Raw genomic sequence first — 14,265 nt, forward strand, 5'->3', positions numbered from 1 at the left:
TTCGCCGCGGGGTGGGGCACGAACGCCGTGCCTGCTTGGCCGTCAGCGACAGGCCGTACTTCGGCGGATGTGCCCAAGCTGGGAGGGGGCGGCGATGCGTACCGGGGTTTCGCGATCAACTCGTCGCGCTGCGCGCGGTCTGCGGCCGCAGGGCCGGCAGCCCGGCGGCGACCGCGCCGAGCAGCCGCTGCATGGTCGGCAGGAACGACAGCTGCGCCGCGGCGAGTTCCGGGTTCTGCTCGTACGCCTCGGCGAGGGTGGGGGGCGGATTGGCCGCCGCGTACACAGCACCGGCAAGCCCTGTCGCGGCCGTCACGAGCTCGCGAGCCTCGTTCTCGCTCAGGCGCAGGTCGGCCGCGGCCACCGCCGTGCCGAGCTCGTCCATAACGGCGATCATGGTGCGCTTGTGATCGCGCGCCGCAGGTACGGAGACGTTGTGTTCCAGACTCGTCCACGTGTGACCGAGCAGGTCGCAGAACATGGGCCGTGCCTGCAGCGTCTCGGCCAGTGCGGTGACGACGTCGTCACCGCTCGAGAGCCGTTCGGTCACGGCCTCGCGCCAGTCGCGCCAGCACTCGGACGCCAGCTCAAGGTACATCTCCTCCCGCGTACCGAAGTAGCGGCTCATGTTGGACTTGGCCAGTCCCACTGCGGCCGCGACACCGCTGAGGGTGACGTTGTGGACTCCGGAGTCGGTGGCGAGCCGGCGCGCCGCCGAGAGGATGGCCTGACGCCGCTGCTCCTTGTGCTCCGGCCGCCTGGCGCGCAGAAACTCGGACATGCGTGCATCATCCCACGAACCGCGTTAACAGAACAGCAGACCCCTTGTTAAGAGAACGATGTTCTGTTAGTTTGGGGACGGTTGAGCGAGCGGAGCGCAGAGAAGTGAGCGACGTCGACGCGGTCATCAACGCCCTGCGTGTCGGGCATGACAACCTTGCCGCCGTGGTCCAAGGGTTCGACGAGGCCGATCTGTCGCGACCCTCGGGTGTGCCCGGTTGGGACGTCTCACAAGTTCTCGGCCGCCTGGGCGGCGGCGCCGAGATCGCAACAGCCCTCATCCAGACCGCCCTCGACAGTGACGTGACCCTCGGCAACGACTTCGGCTTCGCGGTGTGGGACAGGTGGAACGCCATGTCCCGGCAGGCGCGAGCACGTTCGTTCCTGAGGGCGAACGAGTTTCTCGTCGCGCTGTACGAGTTGCTGGACGCCGACGCTCGCGAACGTCTGCGCATGAATCTGGACTTCCTGTCCGAACCGTTCGACGTGGTGGCGAGCACGGCGCGCCTGCGGCTGAGCGAGTTCGCCGTGCACTCATGGGATGTGCGCGTCGCCTTCGACCCGTACGCCACACTTGCCGCGGAGGCCACGGCGGTGCTGATGCACGGAAAGCCGGGCCTGCTTCCCTGGATCAGCGAGGCAGAACAATTGAAGGGGCTGCAGGCGGTGATCAAGGTCATTACGACGGATCCCTCGTCCACGTTCGCGCTACGTCTTCAGGTGCCCATCAGCGTGGACTTCGACGTGCCTGAACAGCCCGACGGCATACTCACCCTGCCCGCAGAGGCATGGGTGCGGCTGGTCGCCGGCCGACTCACACCCTGGAATTCCCCCGCCGGGGTGGTGTCGGCCGGCGCCGCTGATCTCAACGTTCTCCGAACCGTCTTTCCCGGTTACTGGCTGCGCTGACGCGCGGTGACCGCTCGTGGCGCGGTTCCCTGTGAGCGCGTGGCCTTCGGTGGTCCCTGGACGTGCGTTCACCAACGACTACCATGCTGGGGTGGACGATCTCATTGCGCAGCTCCAGTTCGTAGGTATGTCCGGGTACGAGGCCAAGGCGTACCTCGCGCTCATCTCCGCCGGTGAGGCGCTCAACGGTTACGAGGTGGCCAAGCGCTCCGGAGTCCCCCGGAGCACGGTGTACGAGATCCTCGGCAAGCTCAAGGCCAGAAACGCGGCGTACGAGGTCAAGGGGGAGGGCGGTGCGACGGCCTATGTGCCCATGCCGCCAACCATGCTCCTGAGCAGGATTCGCCGGGAGACCGAAGACTCGCTCGACAGCCTCGAACGCTCGCTGCGCCACGTGACCACGCAGCAGACGACGCACCTGACGCATCCGCTGAGCGGCCGCAAGCAACTGATCGAACGTTGTGAGGACCTGATCGGCGCCGCGCAGCAGAGCATCCTCCTGTTCTCCTGGCCGACCGAGTACGAGGAACTTCTGCCGCTGCTGCGCCGTGCGGCCGACAACGGCGTCCGGATCGAAACGGTGTACTCGAGCCTGATCGAACCGGAAGAGCAGGTCGGCTACACCGTGCTGCACCGCACCACCAACGACGAGGAAGCGCTTACCAGTCTGGGCTGCCGTCTGCTGATCGTCGGAATGGACAACGAGCAAGTCGTCATCGGCGGCCTGGTCGAGGACGAGGCATGGGGGGTGTTCGCGGACGATCCCGCGATCGTGCTGGTCGCGACCGAACTCGTCCGGTACGAACTCAGCATGCAACTCGTACTGGCCAAGCTGGGAGTCGAGCGGGAGGCGCGGGAGGTGCTCACCACCGATCCCGAGGTACAGCGCTTCCGGACCCCGGGGCGCGCGGCGGCCCTGCTGCAGCGCCTGAACCAGTCGGCCTTCGCCGTCGAACCGTCGCGCGAACCGCTGCGGCCGGCCGGGACTCGTCGCGGGGGCGACACGAACGGCCAGCAGACGCCGACTCGCCGCAAGACGCCGCGCGCCGGCTCCTGAAGCGAACCCGGTCCAAGCCGCGGCCCCCTTGCATCCGCCATTAGTCGTTTGTAGGCTAACTACGCACTAGCGTGGACCGAGGCTGGATTTCACATGGCTCGTGATGGCCATGGAGCCCGAAGAGTCATGAGCGTGTGCGTTCCCGACGGTCCGCTCCGCCAGACAGCCCGTTCCCCTGGCGGCGGTGGTCCCGCCCACCGTTGGGCCGGGCGAGGCCCGCGCCGCACTCCCACGCCAGGTGCGTACACCACTGCCCGGAAGGAGCACACCGGTGACCACCTCCGACATCGTCAGCCAACTTCCTGCGGACGACCTGCGGCAACGGTTCTCCGCATTCCTCGACCGCGCCGAAGTGACCGAGCTCGTCCTGCGGTTCCACGCACACATCGACCGCTGGGACTGGGACGCGGTGCCATCGATGATCACGTCCGACTGCAGCCTTGCGACCCATATCGACGGCGTTCCGGTCTTCGTCAACTGGGACCAGGGGCAGAACACCGGACTCAGCAAGAAGACCAACTGGCGTGAGCAGGCGGGCATCACGGGCCAGCACCAGTGGACCAACGTCGTGGTGGACCTTGACGGGGACTGCGCGCAAGTGATGATGTCCGGGACGCAGACCAACGCCTGGCCGGACGGCGGCTTCGAGGTCTCGGGGGTGCTGGGGCAGGGTACCTGCCGTCGGACCCCGCACGGCTGGCGTATCGCCGAGTTCGTCGGCAACTACCGTTCCAACCACACGCGCCTCAGCTCCTACTTCACCACCGAGCCCGCGCTTCGCGGCGACGCGACTGCCTAGCCGCGCACATCCAACACCTGTCCAGGCAAAAGGCAGGCATCTCGCCGACGGCCGCGCCTCGGCGACACCCCCGCCGAGCAGAAGGCGCTGTGCGCGCCGGGCATGCTCGCCACCGCCCCTGAGGGAGTTCCGCAGTGGTCGCGTACACACTCGAAGACCGATACCTGAAAGAAGACGGCGGGGTCTATCTCACCGGCATTCAAGCCCTCGTGCGGATCCTGTTCGACCGTGCCCGGCTTGATCGCCGCAGCGGTATGGAGACGTCCGCGTTCGTCTCCGGCTACGAAGGCTCCCCGCTGGGCGGGTTCGACCTGGAGCTGGCACGGCGGGGCCGCCTGCTCGGCGAGTACCGGGTCGTGCACCAGCCCGGTCTGAACGAGGAACTCGCCCTGACCTCCGTGATGGGCAGCCAGCTGACGGCACGCCTCGCCGCCCACACCGACGGCGTGACCGGCCTCTGGTACGGCAAGGCCCCGGGCCTGGACCGGGCGACCGATGCCCTGCGCCATGCCAATCTGGTCGGCACGGATCCGCGCGGCGGAGCCGTGGCCCTCGTCGGTGACGATCCGAACGCCAAGTCCTCAACAGTGCCGTGCGCCTCGGAACGCGCCCTGGCCGACCTCGTGGTCCCCGTGCTCTACCCCGCCGATGCGCAGGACATCCTGGACTTCGGCCGACACGCGGTCGAGCTCTCCAGGGCCAGCGGACTGTGGTCCTCGATGAAGATGGTCACCAACGTCGCCGACACGGCGGGTACGGCTGTCGTCAGCGGCGAGTGGGCGCCTCCTGAGCTGTCCGAGGCCGCCTATCGCCATCGGCCCAGTGCCCGGCTGCTGGGCAAGGAACTGACCGGCCTGGAGGAGAGCCTGTTCGGGACGCGGCTGCCGCTCGCGGTGGACTACATACGGGCGAGCGGGCTGAACCGCATCGTAGGCAGCGGCAGCGGCGCCCGGGTCGGCATCGTGGCGGCGGGAAAGACCTACCTGGACGTCCGGCAGGCCCTGGGCATCCTCGGGCTCGCCGAGGAGGACCTGGACCGGTTGGGCATCCGGCTGCTGAAGCTCGGCGCGGTCTACCCGCTGGAAGCCGAGACCGTCCGGGAGTTCGCCGCCGGCCTGGACGAGATCGTGGTGGTCGAGGAGAAGCGGGCGTTCATCGAGTCCGCGGTCAAGGAGGTTCTCTACGGCCGCCGGCAGGCCCCCGATGTGCGGGGCAAGGAGTTCTTCGAGGCATCCGGCGAGCTGGACCCGGACAAGGTCGCCCGGGGACTGCGGAGCACGCTGGCCCGCTATGCCGAGCTGGCTCCCACCCCCGCACCGCGAGGCCGCATCGATCTGCCGCTGCTGAGCCGCACCCCCTACTTCTGCTCCGGCTGCCCGCACAACTCGTCGACCAAGGTTCCCGAGGGAACACTCGTCGGTGCCGGAATCGGCTGCCACACCATGGCGCTGTTCATGGAACCGGAAGCCGTCGGCGACGTGATCGGGCTGACCCAGATGGGTGGTGAGGGCACCCAGTGGATCGGGATGGCGCCCTTCGTCGACGCCGAGCACTTCGTGCAGAACATCGGTGACGGAACGTTTACTCACTCCGGCAGCCTGGCTGTGCGCGCGGCGGTCGCGGCCGGGGTGAACATCACCTACAAGCTTCTGTACAACTCGGCGGTCGCCATGACCGGAGGACAGGACGCAGTCGGTGCTCTGCCGGTGCACAAGGTCGCCGAGCTGTTGCTGCTCGAAGGCGCAGCCAAAGTGGTGATCACAAGCGACGCTCCTCGCCGCATCAAGGCCGTCAAAGGCGTCGAGGTCCGCCACCGGGACGAACTGCTCCGCACACAGGAGGAGCTGGCGAAGGTCCCGGGCGTCACCGTGCTCATCCACGAACAGGAGTGCGCGACGGAAAAACGCCGCAAGCGGCGCCGCGGCACCGAGCCCGTACCAGCCGCCAAGGTCTTCATCAACGAACGCGTCTGCGAAGGCTGCGGCGACTGTGGGGCCAAGTCCAACTGCCTGTCCGTGCAGCCGGTCGAGACCGAGTTCGGACGCAAGACCGCGATCCACCAGTCGTCGTGCAACGTCGACTACTCATGCCTCGCGGGAGACTGCCCCTCGTTCATGACCGTGACGCCCACCGGTCGGCGCGCACGCCGGGTCTTCGCCGAACTGCCGGCGGACGCCTTTTCCGACCCCCAGGTCACCAGCGACTTCACCGTCCGCATCACCGGCGTCGGCGGCACCGGAGTGGTCACCACCGCGCAGATCCTGGCCACCGCCGCCTTCCTGGACGGACGACAGGTGCGGACCCTCGACCAGACCGGGCTGGCCCAGAAGGGCGGCGCCGTCGTCTCCGACATCAAGGTCACCTCGTCGTCCGTCGAGCAGGCGGCGAAACTGGCGGCGGGGGAGTGCGACCTCTATCTCGCCTGCGACTCACTCGTGGGCGCGGACCCGGAACACCTGCGCGCCGCCCACGCGGCCCGGACGACCGCCGTGGTGTCCACCACCGAGGTCCCCACGGGAAGCATGATCGTCGATTCCGCCGTCTCGTTCCCCAGCGCCTCGTCCCTCAGATCGGCCATCGACGGGGCGAGCAGGCACCAGTACTACCTCGACGCCCGCAGTCTGGCCGAAGCGCTCTTCGACGACGACCAGTTCGCCAACATCCTCCTGCTGGGCGCGGCCTATCAGGCCGAAGCCGTGGGTGTCACGGCCGCGAGCATCGAGCGAGCCATCGAGCTCAACGGCACGGCGGTGGCCGCCAACATCCAGGCGTTCCGGCGCGGCCGTCAGGCTGTCGCCGACCCGGCAGGTCTGGTGACGGCCCTGTCCGCCACGCCGCCGGCCGCCGAACACGCCGCCCCTGCGGAGATCCGCTCGCTGGTGGCGGCCGAACCCGGCAGCGAACTCGCCCGGCTGCTCGACATACGGATCCCCGACCTGGTCGAGTACCAGAGCGAGGCGTACGCCGCGCAGTACGCCGCCTTCGTCGAACAGGTTCGCCGGGAATCGCCCGACGCGGCTGAGACGGTCGCCCGGAACCTGTACAAGCTCATGGCCTACAAGGACGAGTACGAGGTCGCGCGGCTCAGCCTGGATCCGAGGCTGCAGGCCGAGATCGAAGCGCAGTTCGGCGTCGGCTCCCGTGCGACCTACCACCTCCACCCGCCGATCCTCCGTGCGGCCGGCATCGACAGCAAGATCAAGCTGGGGCCGTGGTTCCGCCCGGCATTCCGCGCGATGCGCGCGATGCGCACGCTCCGCGGCACCTGGCTGGACCCCTTCGGCCACAACCACGTCCGCCGCACGGAGCGCGCGCTCATCGCCGAGTACCGCGAGGCGGTCAGCCGTGCAGTGCGCATCGCGCCGGGCCATCCGCTCGTGCACGAGCTGGCCGGGCTGCCTGACATGGTCCGCGGCTACGAGGAGATCAAGCTCGGCAACGTGGCTCGGTACCGGGGCAGGCAGGCCGAGATCCTGACCGCTCTGGAGGCCGGCGCGGCCGATCGGCCTTCCTCCGGTCTGGCCGACACGTTCCGTGCCGGCCAGTGACGAGGCGGGCGGGCCGGCACGTCGGGAAGCGCCGCCCTCAGTAGCCGAGGTCCTCGTCCACGAGGATCAGCTTGATCCGGTCCGGCAGCGGCTCGTGCTCGACCAGCAGGAGCTTCCCGGCGAAGGCCGGCTGACCCATGTCCTTGCGCATGCGCTTGTCCTCCAGCGGAAGGACGTACGCGCGCACGCGCTCGATGGCCTCCGTCAGGGTCGGGGTGATCTTGTTCCGTCCGACGATCCAGATGACCTGCCCGGCACCGTAGGCATAGCCGCCGACCCTGGTCCCGCCCGCGTCCAGGCAGACGGCCTCGCCGGTCACGGCCAGCGCGTTCACACTGCCCACGATGTAGTCGGCGGTAGTCGCCCAACGACGCAGCTCCACCCGCTTCTCCGGCTCCGTGGTGGCGTAGATCTCGGCCCGGCGCCAGCGCCAGCGCCGCGAGGTCTCCAGCTCGGCCATGATTCCGGTCTCGTGGAGTGTCACCGAGCTGCCGTTGGTGACGTCGGCCCCCATAGGGATCAGATCACGGACTCGCCGTAGGGCTGCTTCGCGATCGGGGACCACCTCGGGATTGAACCCTCGCCCGGCGCAGTTGGCGGCCACGGACTCCAGATCTGGCATCGGCATGGGGCGCACTCCCTCTCGTCGGCCCAGTCACGCGTTGCGGGTTGTAGCCACGCGTTGCAGGCTCATAGTAGTGTATTGACTAACGACGTAAGGAGATGAGGGTTGATGAGTTCTCCTATCGAGGTACGGCTGCTCACGTCCGGCGCCAACTGGCTGAGGATCGGGAGCATGCTCGGGCTCGGCCTCACCGGCTACGGAGGAGCGCTTCCCGAGGGTTCGTCCGTCTCGATCCACACCATGGACACCGGCTACGCGAGCGTTCACGGGATGCGGCTGGTGGGCGAGGGCACCTACGACTTCGGTATGGCGTCGCCGCCCTGGACGGCCAAGGCCGCGGCAGACGGAGTCACCGCCTTCGGGCTCACCGACCGGCCGCACGAGCTGCGTGCGCTGTGCGCGTTCCCCCATTTCGATCAGCTCGCCCTCACGGTCCGCGCGGATCTGGGCATCACGTCGCTCCGGCAGGTGTTCGAGGAGAAGATCCCGCTGCGGATCTCGACCGGCCCGACGCACCTGAAGCACGCGCTGGGCTGGGTCATGGACCTGCTGCTGGCCGAGTACGGGGTGAGCGTCGAGGACATCGAGGCCTGGGGAGGCAGCGTCTCCTACGGCGAACGCCAGTTGAACTTCCTCGAGGTCACCGACGGTGGTCTGACGGGACGGGCGGCTCTGCTCGCGGAGGGAAAACTCGACGCCGTTTTCGACGAGGGCCTGATGTCGAAGTCCTGGCTGGAGCTGACGGAAGCCGTGCCGATGACCTTCCTGCCGATCGAGGACGAGGTCCTGTCGTCCCTGGAGGCGAAGTACGGCGCACGCCGGGCCGTGATCCCCGCGGGGCGGCTGCCGGGCGTCGAGACCGACATCCCGACGATCGACTTCGCGGACTGGCTGCTGTTCTGCCGGGCCGACGTGGACGACGAGCTCGTCTTCCTGATGATGCAGGGTCTGGAGGCTCAGCTGCCCCAGCTGGAGACGCTCTTCGAGTCCCAGGGCATCCACAAGGGCCTGAGTGAGCCGATCGACCTGGCGAAGACCTGGCAGAACACCGAGCTCCCGTTGCACCCGGGCGCCGAGCGGTTCTACCGCTCCAGGGGCTACATGTGATCGCCGTCGAGAAAGGAAACGAGAGCGAATGAGTATCACCGAAGCCACACCCCAGACCCTCGGCGCGCAACGCGTCGCCTTCGTCGACGAAGTGCACGCCTTCCATGCGAGTCCGGTCTTCATCACCCAACCGGGGTTCATGCCGGCCGAGCCCTCGTCGGCCATGGAGCCCTACTTGTGGCGTTGGGCGGACATCCGCCCGGCGATGCTGAAGTCGGCGGACCTGCTCCCCGTCGGCGCCGACGGGGCGGACCGCCGGGTGCTCAACCTGATCAATCCCGGCATGGAGCCGAAGATCGGGACCACGCACACCCTCACCGCGTCGATCCAGATGGTTTTGCCGGGTGAGGTCGCGGACGCTCACCGGCACACGATCAATGCGCTCCGGCTGATCCTGGAGGGCCGCGGCGCGTCGACGACCGTCGACGGCGAGATGTGCGAACTCGAGCCCGGCGACGTGGTGCTGACCTCCGGCTGGCGCTGGCACGACCACCGCAACGACGGGGACGAGCCCGTCATCTGGCTGGACGGGCTGGATCTGCCGCTCATGAGGTCGCTGGAGAGCATCTTCTACGAGGAGTTGGAGCAAGGCGCCCAGCCGGTCAACAGCAGCGGCGACTCGATACGGCACTACGGTGTGGGCCAGCTCCTGCCGACATGGACCCGCTGGGAGGGGCTGGACTCCCCGCTGTTCAACTACAAGTGGGCCGACACCCGTCGCGCGCTGGACGCGCTGCGCGACGCGGAGGGCGATCCCTTCGACGGAGTCTCCCTCGAGTTCCGCAACCCCACGACCGGTGGCTCCATCGGACCGACCATGTCGTGCGGTGTCAACCTGCTGCGCGCCGGGGTGCGAGCCGGAGAGCACCGGCACACCTCCTCGACCGTCTACCACGTGATCGAGGGCGACGGCGTGACCGTCGTCGACGGCAAGGAATTCGTGTGGACCAAGGGCGACACGTTCGTGGTGCCCACCTGGGCCTGGCACCGGCATGCCAACACCTCCTCGGCCACCGACGCCGTGCTGTTCAACTTCAGTGACAGGCCGCTCATGGAGAAGATCGGCCTCTACCGGGAGGAGTCCGGGTAGCAGCGCATGGACCCGTGACCCCGGTGGCCGTGGCTTGCCACGCGCTGATCGCCCCTGTTGCGGACAGGGGCGATCAGCGTTCTGCGATCGGCGGCCGGAACGCGCGTGCTAGATGCCGGCCGCCATCGGTACCTCGCCCCGGTCGCGGGCGGCGTGACGGGGCAGGAACAAGGCCGGGATGATGATCACCGCCGTGAGCGCGAAGGTGGCCCAGAAGGCGAATCCGAAGGACTCGGCCAGGAACGGCCCGACGATGCGCATCTGCTCCGGCGGCACCGAGCTGATCTGGTCGGCCCCGCCGCCGGCCGCCCGGATGCCGTGTGAGGTGAGCTGGTGTGTGAACTGCTGCGTCAGCGCCGTCACCAGCACGGCGCTGCCGAAGGACGCCCCGACCTGCTGGATGGCCGACAGCGTCGGCGCCGCCCGCGAGACCGCGTCCCTGCTGAGCTTCGTGTACGCGGCGGCGATCGTCGGCATCATCACCGCCCCGAGCCCCATGCCACGCACGAAGAGCGCCACGCTCAGCCAGGTGTACGAGGTGTCGACGCCCACCTGGGTGAACGGGAAGGTGCCGAGCAACCCGAGCACGATGCCGACGGGCACGACATAGCCCGCGCCGATCCGGTCCGTGAGCCTGCCCCCGATCACCATCGCCACGATCGCGCCCAGGCCCTGCGGGGCGAGCAGCAGCCCGGCGTTCAGTGCCCCTTCACCGCGGACGGTCTGGTAGTACAGCGGAAGCAGCAGCATGCCGCCGAACATCCCGATGGCGACCAGGAAGATGGCCACGGTGCCGCTGGCGAACAGCCGGTTGCCCAGCAGCCGGACGTCGATGACCGACGCGGCTCCCCTGCGCAGACTGTGCCAGATGTAGAGGGCCAGGCCCACGGCGCCCGCGATAAGCCACCCGACCACGCTCCACTCGCCGAAACCGCCGTGCGAGCTGGCCTGGGAGAGTCCGTAGAGCAGGCAGGCGAGGGTGCCGGAAAGCAGGACCAGACCCCGCAGGTCCAGGCGTCCGGGCTCGCTCAGAGCGCCGCCGGCGGGCAGCTTCCACACCGCGAGCGCGACGGCGAGGATACCGACGGGAACATTGACGAGGAAGATCCACTGCCAGCTCGTGTACTCGACGAGCAGGCCCCCCATCACAGGGCCGAACACCGGCCCCAGCAGCATGGGAACACCCAGGATGCTCATCGCGCGTCCCAGGCGCTGCGGTCCTGCGGCCCGGGTGATGATGGCCTGTCCGCCGGGCAGCAGCATGCCGCCGCCGAGGCCCTGCAGCACCCGGAACGCGATCAGGCTCTCGATCGACCAGGAGGTCGCGCACAGGGCCGAACCCGCCACGAACAGGGTCACGGAGGTGATCCATGTCGCCTTGGGCCCGAAACGGTCCATCGCCCAGCCGGTAAGCGGAATGACCAGGCCCACCGCGAGCAGATAGCCGGTGACCACCCACTGGGTGGTGGACAGTGGCGCGTCGAGCTTCCCGCTCAACGTGTCCAGGGCCACGTTCACGATCGTCGAGTCCAGCACCACCATGATCATTCCGGATACGACGACGAGCCCGGTGACGATGACGCTGCGGTCGAGTTTCTCCGGCTGCTGGGTGGTGGTTGTTGCCATACCGGCTCCACATGGCTTGAAGTTTCAAGAGGACGGGCTGAGCGGGGGAGAGGCGGTCAGTCGAAGAGGGCGGCTGCGCCGTCGAAGACACGCATGTAGTGGTCGACCAGGCTCGTCCTCGGGTCGGCGACGAAGCTCTCCAGCGCCAGGTCGAACAGTGTCAACGTCACCGTGGCGACCGCTCGCCCGCGGAGCGGATCGGCATCCTGGCCCTCTCGTGCCACGATCGCCTCGGCGAAGAACGAGGCGACCCTGCCGAATCTGTCGTGCATCGCCTTGTGCAGCCGGGGGTCGGAAGCGATCAGGCGCCGGACACGCTCCACGTCACCCGGGTCGGTGTCCTTGCTGTCCAGCAGCGCACCAATGATCGCCTTGACGTCGTCCCCGAGCTGACCGGTCGGGCCGCCCGACAGGAACTCCGAGAACAGCGCGGGGTCCGGTTCCGGCGGCACGCCGAGGACCGCGTCCAGTTTCCCGCGCACGTAGTTGAACAGCGTCCTTCGTGAAACCCCGGCGCACTCGGCGACATCGTCCATCGTGAAGCCATCGATGCCGCGCTCCTCGGCGAGCGTCTGGGCGCAACCGGTGATCCGCGCCGCTACCCACTTTCGCTTCAGCTCGGTTGCACTTTCACTCATAAGTGCAACGTTTGCACGATCGCCTTCCTGGTGCAATTCCGGTGCCCGGACTGGGTTCGTTCCAGTGGACCGAACCGCGCACCGCCGTACGTGGCCCGACGAGTTCCGCAGCGAGTGACCGGCCCGCTGTCTGGCTTCTGCCCGCCGACCTCTCCGTGGGATCTGACGGCACCGGGAGGGGACCCAGAGCAGAGAGGGCGCACCATGTCGGCCGGCCACGGTGTGCGTGAGTCGGCTCGGCTGCGGTTCTGGGAGGTTTCTGAGAACGGGTGAGTGAATCGCCCGGGGTGTCCCCCGTGACCTGGGCGGCTCTTCCACCGGCGCTCAGAAACCTCCCAGAACCTCTCGGGACCGTCGTAACCACAACCGCGAAGGTGTGCGGGTCCCCATGGCACGCGGCGCCGGAACCCCCCCCGTTCGGCGCCGCGTGCTCCCCGCGAACGAAGCGGAGTGTTCCCGCATGGCTGCCACCACGCCCCGTGTTCACAGCAGGCCCGGGCCCGGTCCGAAGCCGGCCGGCAGCCCACAGCCGGGCCGCAAGCGGCGGGAGGTCAACCACCCACCGTCTCCGCGGCGCACCGTACCGGTGCGGTTGATCGGGCCATGGCAGAACGCGGCGGAAGGGGCGGCGGCCGCCTTGTGCGCCGTGGCGGCCATGGCCGCCCTGTCCGTACTGGCACTGGCGTTGCTCGGCGCGAGTTCCTTCGGTTCGCTGTGGCGGTTGACGATGGCCGTGACCGCCATGGCCGTCGGAGGCTCGGTCACCGCGGGTCCGGACGTCTCCGCTGACTCCAGCTCGACGGACGCGATGGCCTCCATGTTCGGCGATGGCGGCATGGGAATGTCTATGGGCGGTGCGGCGCATGTGGTGCCGCTCGGAGTGACGCTGGTCGGCGCCGTCGTCCTCTGGCTCGCCTTCTCCCGGCGACTGCGCCAGGGGCAGCAGCGGCGGTTCACCGGCAGCGAGGTGGCCGTACGGGCGGCCGGCGCGGCGGCTGCGGCCATGGTCATCTTCATGATCCTGGCCGGCCTCGGACACGGATCGGGCACTCTGCCCCAGGGAGCGATGTCCGGGATGAGGGGAGGAGGTGACCCGTCGGCTGAGGGCATGGGCGGTATGAGCGGCCTCATGGGCGGTGGCGGCACGGGGGCACAGTCACCAATGGCGTACCAGGTGAACGCCGGACTTGCGGCCCTGGGGGCGTTGCTGTGGGTGGCCGTCGTGATCGGTGTGGGATGCCTGATCAGCCGCCGGGTAGGGATGCCGCTGGGCGGCGCGCTCGACCGACTGCGTACCGACTGGGGACGGAGCCTCTCGTCGGTCGTCCGCACGGTTCTCCTCCTTGTGACCATCCCCGGGGTGGCCGTGGCATTCGTCGGGGTGGTGGCCGGTGGCAGGGCCGGCTCGGCTGCAGGCGCCGCCTTGTTGTTCGCTCCGAACGCCGTGGCGGTGTTTCTCACTCTGGGCGTCGGGTCCTCGTGGACGGCCGCGATGCGCCAGGTGCAGAGCGACGGCAGCAATCCGATGGCCGCTCTCATGGGTGGTATGGGCGGTGGTACAGCCGGGACGGGCGAGACTCAGCAGCCCGACCGTGTCGAACACTTGAGGTCCTTGTCGGCGGGTGGTTGGCCGCTGTGGCTCGTGGCACTCGCGGTGACCGCACTCATCCTCACCGCCTGTGCCCGTCGCGCAGCCCGAGCCACGATCCCCGGCCACAAACAGCCGATGCTTCCCTACCGTGGCCCGCTGTCCGGACACTTCGGCATGGCCGAGCGGTTCGGTGTCGTCACCGCGGTCGTCCTGGGCCTCGCGGCCTGGGTGGTCGACGCGTCCGGCAACCTCGGCATCAGTATGTTCGGCAGCCAGATGGGTGGCATGCGGGCCGAGTTGAGCGGCAGTGTGCTCAGGACCCTCGTCTTCGGGCTGCTCGTCGGGGCCGTGGCGGGATTCGTCGGCAGCTTGCTGTCCGTGGTGCGTGGTGGCCGGTGCGTCGGCGCGGCCGCAGGAGTCTTCGGCAGCATCTCCTCCGCCGTGCGCCGCCGTTGAGCGCGGTGACCACGAACTTACGCGGTGACGACAGCCCCT

General features: G+C 68.6%; 11 protein-coding genes. 7 read left to right on the top strand and 4 right to left on the bottom strand.

Translation table 11 applies throughout. The features are described from left to right. Positions 1 to 115: 115 nt before the first annotated feature. Positions 116 to 781, bottom strand: coding sequence for a TetR family transcriptional regulator (locus tag ABZ027_RS30345; protein WP_356773788.1), 666 nt, complete (start codon positions 779 to 781; stop codon positions 116 to 118). Between the two features lie 104 nt (positions 782 to 885). On the opposite strand from ABZ027_RS30345, the gene ABZ027_RS30350 reads away from it, so the two are divergent. The 4 genes from ABZ027_RS30350 to ABZ027_RS30365 all read left to right on the top strand — a co-directional run bounded on the left by ABZ027_RS30350 (position 886) and on the right by ABZ027_RS30365 (position 7,093). After that, positions 886 to 1,689: a maleylpyruvate isomerase N-terminal domain-containing protein gene (locus tag ABZ027_RS30350; RefSeq protein ID WP_356773789.1), complete on the top strand. Its 804-nt coding sequence runs from the start codon at positions 886 to 888 to the stop codon at positions 1,687 to 1,689. Between the two features lie 91 nt (positions 1,690 to 1,780). Beyond that, positions 1,781 to 2,746, top strand: a complete 966-nt coding sequence (locus ABZ027_RS30355) for a helix-turn-helix domain-containing protein (protein WP_356773790.1) — start codon at positions 1,781 to 1,783, stop codon at positions 2,744 to 2,746. A 271-nt stretch (positions 2,747 to 3,017) separates the two neighbouring features. Next, positions 3,018 to 3,545, top strand: coding sequence for a nuclear transport factor 2 family protein (locus ABZ027_RS30360; RefSeq protein ID WP_356773791.1), 528 nt, complete (start codon positions 3,018 to 3,020; stop codon positions 3,543 to 3,545). Positions 3,546 to 3,679: 134 nt separating this feature from the next. Continuing rightward, positions 3,680 to 7,093, top strand: a complete 3,414-nt coding sequence (locus ABZ027_RS30365) for an indolepyruvate ferredoxin oxidoreductase family protein (protein ID WP_356773792.1) — start codon at positions 3,680 to 3,682, stop codon at positions 7,091 to 7,093. A 37-nt stretch (positions 7,094 to 7,130) separates the two neighbouring features. Here the strand turns inward: ABZ027_RS30365 and ABZ027_RS30370 are convergent, their stop codons facing one another. Continuing rightward, positions 7,131 to 7,721, bottom strand: coding sequence for an LUD domain-containing protein (locus ABZ027_RS30370; RefSeq protein WP_356773793.1), 591 nt, complete (start codon positions 7,719 to 7,721; stop codon positions 7,131 to 7,133). A gap of 105 nt (positions 7,722 to 7,826) precedes the next feature. Here ABZ027_RS30370 and ABZ027_RS30375 point away from each other — a divergent pair, with 105 nt between their 5' ends. After that, positions 7,827 to 8,825: a TAXI family TRAP transporter solute-binding subunit gene (locus tag ABZ027_RS30375; RefSeq protein ID WP_356773794.1), complete on the top strand. Its 999-nt coding sequence runs from the start codon at positions 7,827 to 7,829 to the stop codon at positions 8,823 to 8,825. A 28-nt stretch (positions 8,826 to 8,853) separates the two neighbouring features. Continuing rightward, a complete protein-coding gene (locus tag ABZ027_RS30380; protein WP_356773796.1) occupies positions 8,854 to 9,915 on the top strand; it encodes a cupin domain-containing protein in 1,062 nt (353 codons plus the stop codon). Positions 9,916 to 10,023: 108 nt separating this feature from the next. Here ABZ027_RS30380 and ABZ027_RS30385 read toward each other — a convergent pair whose 3' ends face one another. After that, on the bottom strand, positions 10,024 to 11,541 hold the full coding sequence (locus ABZ027_RS30385; RefSeq protein WP_356773798.1) for a DHA2 family efflux MFS transporter permease subunit: 1,518 nt from the start codon (positions 11,539 to 11,541) through the stop codon (positions 10,024 to 10,026). A 56-nt stretch (positions 11,542 to 11,597) separates the two neighbouring features. Beyond that, the gene (locus ABZ027_RS30390) at positions 11,598 to 12,179 is read right to left on the bottom strand and encodes a TetR family transcriptional regulator (RefSeq protein WP_356773800.1); all 582 of its coding nucleotides are present in this window, start codon (positions 12,177 to 12,179) and stop codon (positions 11,598 to 11,600) included. A gap of 460 nt (positions 12,180 to 12,639) precedes the next feature. On the opposite strand from ABZ027_RS30390, the gene ABZ027_RS30395 reads away from it, so the two are divergent. Then, entirely contained in the window at positions 12,640 to 14,226 is a 1,587-nt protein-coding gene (locus ABZ027_RS30395; RefSeq protein ID WP_356773802.1) for a streptophobe family protein, read from the top strand. Positions 14,227 to 14,265: the final 39 nt, after the last annotated feature.

Origin of the sequence: Streptomyces sp. NPDC006332, from assembly GCF_040612855.1 — a bacterium.
GTDB lineage: Bacteria > Actinomycetota > Actinomycetes > Streptomycetales > Streptomycetaceae > Streptomyces.

What these genes read in the sequence shown, in the direction of transcription:
- ABZ027_RS30345 (WP_356773788.1), bottom strand. Translation starts at nt 781, where the DNA reads ATGTCCGAGTTTCTGCGCGCCAGGCGGCCGGAGCACAAGGAGCAGCGG.
- ABZ027_RS30375 (WP_356773794.1), top strand. Translation starts at nt 7,827, where the DNA reads ATGAGTTCTCCTATCGAGGTACGGCTGCTCACGTCCGGCGCCAACTGG.
- ABZ027_RS30390 (WP_356773800.1), bottom strand. Translation starts at nt 12,179, where the DNA reads ATGAGTGAAAGTGCAACCGAGCTGAAGCGAAAGTGGGTAGCGGCGCGG.
- ABZ027_RS30380 (WP_356773796.1), top strand. Translation starts at nt 8,854, where the DNA reads ATGAGTATCACCGAAGCCACACCCCAGACCCTCGGCGCGCAACGCGTC.
- ABZ027_RS30395 (WP_356773802.1), top strand. Translation starts at nt 12,640, where the DNA reads ATGGCTGCCACCACGCCCCGTGTTCACAGCAGGCCCGGGCCCGGTCCG.
- ABZ027_RS30385 (WP_356773798.1), bottom strand. Translation starts at nt 11,541, where the DNA reads ATGGCAACAACCACCACCCAGCAGCCGGAGAAACTCGACCGCAGCGTC.
- ABZ027_RS30370 (WP_356773793.1), bottom strand. Translation starts at nt 7,721, where the DNA reads ATGCCGATGCCAGATCTGGAGTCCGTGGCCGCCAACTGCGCCGGGCGA.